Here is a 7,030-nt window from a genome sequence, read left to right as displayed (position 1 = left end):
ACCCTGTTGTTTTATTTAAATTGGTCTTTTTAAAAGATATTTATGGCATTAAATCCATGCGGGAAACCATTAAACGTGTCGAAACGGATGTAGCGTTTAGATGGTTTTTAAACCTCCCTTTCTCTAAACCTACCCCACATTATTCTACTTTCTCTCAAAATTATAGTCGCCGTTTTCAAGGGACGTCTGTGTTTGAAGATATATTTAATACTATTGTACACCAAGCTATCTCACATCATTTAATTAGCGGCACAGCTTTATTCACAGATTCCACACACATTAAAGCAAACGCCAATAAAAATAAATTTAGAAACGCCGTTATTGAAGTGGTTCAAGAACGTAAGCGAGATTTAGAAAACGAAATCAACGCCGAACGAGAAGCTATTGGAAAAAAGCCTTTTAGCTACACAGATAAAATCATCTCTAAAAACATAAAAGAAAGTACGACTGATAAAGAAAGTGGCTATTACCATCGGGATAATAAAGAAAAAGGATTTATGTACTTAGACCATCGTAGTGTAGATGGTAAACACAATTTTATTGTAGACTGCTTTATTACACCGGGGAACGTGCATGATAGTGTACCGTATGTGTCACGATTAACGTATGTGATGGAAAAATTTAAATTTGATGTCAATTGTGTCGCGTTAGATAGCGGATATTATAAAAAAGACATTTTAAAATTTTTAGAAGAGAAAAAGATATTTTCTGTGATTGGGTATAGACGTTTTCATCGCAATCCTGACCATAAGTTTTTTCGCTATGATTCATCTAGAGATTGTTTTACGGATACACGTACGGGAGAAATTTACACCTACAGAAACATTGATAGACAAGGATATAAGCAGTATCGTATAAGCGATAACAGTAATAAACGGATACTACGTCGAGCGATAGATGCTGATGTATACGATAGATGTCGTGAACGTCGATTATCTACGTTTGGGAAAGCACTATATAAACGACGGAAAGAAACGATTGAGCGTAGCTTTGCAGACTCTAAACAAAATCATGGGTATCGGTTTGCACAATATAGAGGAGTAGCCAAGATGCAACAGTACACTTGGTTATCTTGTGCTGCCCAAAATATGAAAAAAATGGCAATTCTGCTCACGAGAGATAGCCATTTTTTACAATATAGTTCTTTATTTATCATTTTTAAATGCAAAATCCAACGTATTTTTCAAAACTGGAAAAATACGTTGGATTTTTTATCGCTATTGTCAACAGTCTGAGAGATTTTCTTTATTTTTATTCATTTTCAATATTTGCTTGTCTTTTTAAATAAAAGTTTTTTTAGTATTTGAGTAAAAAGTTGATTTTTTACTTATAAATAAGTTCTTTTTTAGAAAAAAGTGGGTAATAAATATAAAATGATTGCCTAAAAACCTAGACATTTTCGGACAAATTATATCTATAAATTTCCGAAAATAAAGAAATTGTTTTCAAATATTATTTCAAAAAAACTGTATGATGTAGAGAGGAACTATCAAACATTTCCACCCTCCCCTCTTTCTACCTATTATTATAAACATTTGTCCGCAAATGTCTAGGTAAAAGGACAGTGTATGTGTCAAGAAATATGGAAGGAGGACTTGATAATAAGATAATAAGGCAGACGATGAAAAAGAAAATATATGCCTGCTATCAACTATCATATAAAAAGGGATGTATTAAGAGAAAGACAACAGAATCTAATTTATACAAAAGCAGAACATTTACTTGTAGAAGATGTGAGAAAGTAGTCATAACAAAAGAGGGAGAACTTGATAGACGCACAACTTTTTGTAGTCGACAATGTTCAAGAAGATATTGGAGACATAGGTCTAGGAAAATGATAATAATAGAATAGGTTTATTGATAAAGAAGATGAAACAAAGAAGAAAAAATGAATAGAGGTAAACAGGTTAAGTTTTAAAAAAAGAATAGATAACTATTTTCTTAACGTAAAAGGGATTGGAAGATAATGTATAAATAAAAAATATAATATAAGGTATGGAAATAAAACTTAGGAGGAAATAAAAGAAATGTTTAATAGAAAAAAAGATCGTTTTTCTATACGTAAGTTTACAACAGGTGTGGGTTCTGTTCTTTTAGGGACGCTATTATTATCTGCGCCTATTATGAATGTTGTAGCAACAGAAACAACAGCAAGTGCAGTGGCAGCTAGTGATTCTGGAACAAAATATGAAGGAAAAGAAGTAACACCAACAGTTACAGTTACACCAAATTTATCAGCAACTGGTCAACCACCAACTGCTTACAACAGATCAAAAGTAGCCTTTGATTTTGGTGATCAAAAATTACATAAAGGTGATTATTTTGTTGTAGAATCAGAAAATAATGCAATTGAAATGCCGTCTGCTTTTATTATTAAAGATACATCTGGAAAACAATATACTATTGCAACTGTTGAAAAAATGGGCTATGAAACAGACATTATGAAAGCAACAAATGCTACAGACGCTACACGTTTTAACATGGCACATAGTAACGATATCTTATCTTCTAGAAGAAAATATAAAGTGACTTTTACAGATGATGTTGAAGGCTTATTAAATGTAAAAGCAGAAATGTCATTTAGTGTTTCAAAAGAAGTGATTTTTTCAACAGATGATAGACAATCAACATTTAAAATATCTGTAAACGGTAATCCAGTTTTTGCAAAAGAATTTACAATTCCAGCATTTGATGAAAAAAATGGTACAGCAAAACAACATGAGTTAAATAGTAGTGCAGATAGAACTTATCGTTCATTTGACCTTACAATTTGGGATTATCGTCCACAAGGTGCTAATAAAACAGACGAAAATCTTAAAAATATTGGATTCTTTAAAGATTTAACGGCTGAAGGATTTGCTGTTATCAACGGACAAGTTAGTGGATTTCCTCAAGGGTTTAAAATGAGCTTTACGTCAACAAAAAATCCGGGTGAACCAGGTGCATTTACTTTCCCAGCGGATAAAATGCGTATCAACGAAAAGCTTCCAGTTAAATGGGCACCGTATTCTGTAGATGGTAAAAGACAAGCTAACTCAAATGATGGAAAATTATATGTAACACCAGATAATATGTATTATATTATTGATAGTATTACAGATAATGGACGCACTATTAATTTAAGTTTCTTTGGTGACTATAGTAAACCAGGGTATTTAACTTTAGGTGCATTGAATTTAGATGATGACGTAGCACTTGGTAAATCGTCTCGTATTGTTACAAACTTTTCAAACCCAAATCCAGCACCTGCTGGCACTACAGATATTTTCAGTTACAAATTTGTAGATTCTGCTACTAATGAAGAATCTGAGGTACAAGGTGGTGTAACTGGAAAATATTTATCTTATGACTTTACAGCAGCAGCATCAGGTGTTCCTGCAAGTTCTCCAAACGCAGATGAAGTTTTAGGAAAAGGTTCAGTTATTGTGAATTATGTAGACGTAGATGGCAATTTACTGAAAGATAAAGATAGTGTTGTAGCAAAATCAAATGAACCTGTTGGATCAGAATATGATACAACTGATAGTACATTGAAACCAGAACTAATTGAAAAAGATAATATCACTTATCGCTTAGTACAAAAAGAAGGACCTTATACTGTTGGAACTGTAGGTGCAGATAATAACTTAGTAGCAGATAGTTCAGAAAATGATTTAGTGTCTTTAACCGATGCAACGGGTGTAAATCCAAAAGGAACAGTTGCACAAGGAACACGTTATGTTACTTACGTTTATGAGGCAATTAAAGGAAATGTAGTAGTAAATTACAAAACTGTTGACGGATTACCTCTTTCATTTGAAAAAGACGGAGCTGTTGTTTCTCAACGAGATGCGGCAAAAGACCGTCCAATTAACGAAGCGTATAATACGTTAACACCTGAATTAAGACCAGAAACAATTACAACACCTGCAGGCAAAACATATCGTTTAGTCGTTAAAGCAGACACTTATCCAGTTGGTCAAGTAGATAAAAATGGTCATTTAACATCTAGTGATGCAATCGATGGTACCGTTACAGAAAATACACAAACCATTACATATGTCTACGAGGAAGTTACAGGTAATGTTGTTGTTCAATACAAAACAGTTGACGGGGAAGAAATTGCTCCACAAGCTGATGATACAGTTAAAGGTGCCATTGAGAGCAAATATAATACAGTTGACTTAAGACCTGAAACTATTACAAAAGAAGGTAAAACGTATAAACTAGTTAAAAAAGCAGGTCCATACACAGTAGGTCAAGTAGATAAAAATGGTCATTTAACATCTAGTGCTGCAGAAGAGGGAACTGTTATCGAAGGAACACAAACAGTTATTTATGTTTATGAAGAAGTTAAAGGTGATGTTGTTGTTCACTATAAACGATTGGATGATAGTGTAACTATAAAAGGCGATTATGTAGATACAAACCCAGTTTCTGTAGGAACAGGATATGATGCTACTCAAACAACAGAAGATGGAGAACAAGAAAGACCTACTAAAATTACTTTTGATAGTAAAGAATATGAATTAGTTGAAGCGATGACACAAGGTAGCCCAGTGGGTAACGTGGTGGAGGGAACGACACATATTACATACTATTATAGAGAAGTTGTAAAACCTAATGGTTCAGTAATTGTTCATTATGTTGAAGAAGGTACAGATAAAATTATTTCAAAAGAAGTAATTGATACTCCAAGCGAACCTGTAGGAACAGAATATAATACAGATGATTATAAACCTACAAGAATCTACACGGATGACAAAAAAATCTATGAATTAGTAAGATTACAAGAAGGTAAGCCAGGAAATTCTCCTGAAACAGGAACCGTAACAGAAGAACCAACACATGTGACTTATGAGTACCGTGAAGTAAAAGGGAAAGTTATTGTTCACTATGTGGATATGGACGGAAACGAATTAAAAGAAGATAGAGAAGATACACCATCCTCATCAGTAGGCACACCATACAATACCGGTACAGATGACGTTGAAAAACCAAAAGAAATCGAAAAAGATGGTAAAATATATGAATTGGTACCAAGTTTAACAAAAGGTCATGAAGAAGGTAATGTTGTTGAAGGTATAACAGAAGTAACATATGTGTATAAGCTCAAAGAAGACAAAACAGGGCATGTTGTTGTACACTATGTCAATACAAACGGAGATGTAATTCATTCTATTTATAACGATACAACAAATGCTAAAGTAGGTGAACCTTATAATACGAATGAAGACACATTAGAAAAACCAGTGTTTATTCGAAATGGTGATAAAACATATAAATATAAAGAAATATCAAAGGGTAATGTAGTAAATAATAAAGTGATTGTTCAAAAATCTGATACTGATCACGTTGTACCTGATGAAACAGGAACAGTTCTAGAAGGTACAACACATGTTATTTATGTGTATGAAGAAGTCATACCAGAAGAAGTGAAAAAAGGTAAAGTGACTGTTAAATACGAAGATACAAGCGGTAAAGAAATTAAAAAACCTGTTGAAGATACACCAGAATCTCCAATGGGAACATATTATGAAACAGCGGATAAAAAAGAACCTAAAATAACAGCAGAAGATGGCACAGTTTACTATCCAATAGAAAAACCAGTAAAAGAGGGTTCAGATCCTGAAAAAGGAACCATTCAAAAACCTGAAACAACGGTAACGTATGTGTATGAAAAAGCAGGTTCTGTTATTGTAAAATATGTAGATGAAAACGGCGTTGAAATCAAAACATCAAAAGATGTAGAAAGAAATGAAAAACCTGGTAAACATTACGACACAACAACTACAACACTTCGTCCAAACAAAATCGAAAAGGATGGTAAAACGTATGTATTGGTTTCTAAAGGTTTAGATTATAAAGTTGGAGAAGTAGATGAAAACGGTCGTTTAGTTAAAGGAGACTTGGCAGCAGGATCAGTTGAATCAGATGTGGAAAAAGTGGTAACGTATGTGTATAAATTAGAAAATACAACACCTACTGAAAAACTAGGTAAATATGTCCCATATATTCCAAAAGATCCAAAAAAACCAACAGATCCAAATGATCCATTAAGTCCGACAAATCCAACAACAGGTAAGGATATTGACCCAGTACCATATGATGCTACACCAAAAAATCCAAAAGATAATCCGCCATTACGAGATGTAGAGGGCTATGTGCCGGTTAATCCAAAAGATCCAAAAACGCCGTTAACACCAGTTGATCCAAAAAATCCAACTAAAGGTTATATACCACCTGAAATTAAAAATCCGGATGATGCAACAGTGGATACACCAGTACCATATGTGCCAGCAGGTACGGTTAAAGTGCATTATGTAGATGAGTCAGGTAAAGTGATTCAAGATCCAACAGTAGATACACCTAAATCTCCAGTTGGTACAGGATATAATACAAATGAAGATGAGAAAGAAATTCCTGAAGTGATTACAGGAAAAGACGGTAAACAGTATATTCTTGTGAAAGTAAAAGATGAAGACAAGGATAAACAAAAAGGTGAAGTGATTCAAGGAAATATTGATGTCACATATATTTATAAATTAGTAGAAACAAGAAAACCAGGTATACCACCAGTTATACCTACTCCAGAACAACCAAAATCTGATAAACCATTGACACCAACAAAACCAAGTGAACAACCTTCTGGTAAAGTGACAAGTCCAGTATTGCCACATACAGGTGAAACAGGACAACATGCCATGTTCTATGGAGCGACTGCTCTTGGATTAGGTTTAATGGTTGCAGCATTAAGAAAACGATTGGAAGAAGAAGCCGAATAAATCGTATTCAAACATCTTAAATCGTATCGTACAAAAAAACTCTCGTAAGATTTTCTTACGAGGGTTTTTGCTTTTGGGTAAAATAACGGTCTATGTCAAACCTGAATTGTCGAATAGATATGCCTATGAGTGAAAAAAGTGTATTTTATAGTTTCTTTTCAAATGGTGTTGGCAGAGAGAAATAGTAAGCATATTGGTGGTGAATGGTATTAGCCATCTACCATCTTTTTTACATTCTTTTTCTGTCACTGAGAATGATGTTGTAT

At 33.6% G+C, this 7,030-nt stretch carries 2 protein-coding genes; both read left to right on the top strand.

From position 1 onward, the window contains the following. The coding region (locus tag GMA11_RS00685) for an IS1182 family transposase (RefSeq protein WP_163545280.1) at nt 1-1,235 on the top strand (1,235 nt) is incomplete at its 5' end. 792 nt (nt 1,236-2,027) lie between these two features. Continuing rightward, on the top strand, nt 2,028-6,764 hold the full coding sequence (locus GMA11_RS00680; RefSeq protein WP_163545279.1) for a MucBP domain-containing protein: 4,737 nt from the start codon (nt 2,028-2,030) through the stop codon (nt 6,762-6,764). Nucleotides 6,765-7,030: the final 266 nt, after the last annotated feature.

It is taken from the genome of Granulicatella sp. zg-ZJ (assembly GCF_010892355.1).
Lineage (GTDB): Bacteria > Bacillota > Bacilli > Lactobacillales > Aerococcaceae > WM01.
The sequence above is the reverse complement of the archived record's forward strand: the minus strand, read 5'-3'. Positions and strand labels throughout refer to the sequence as shown.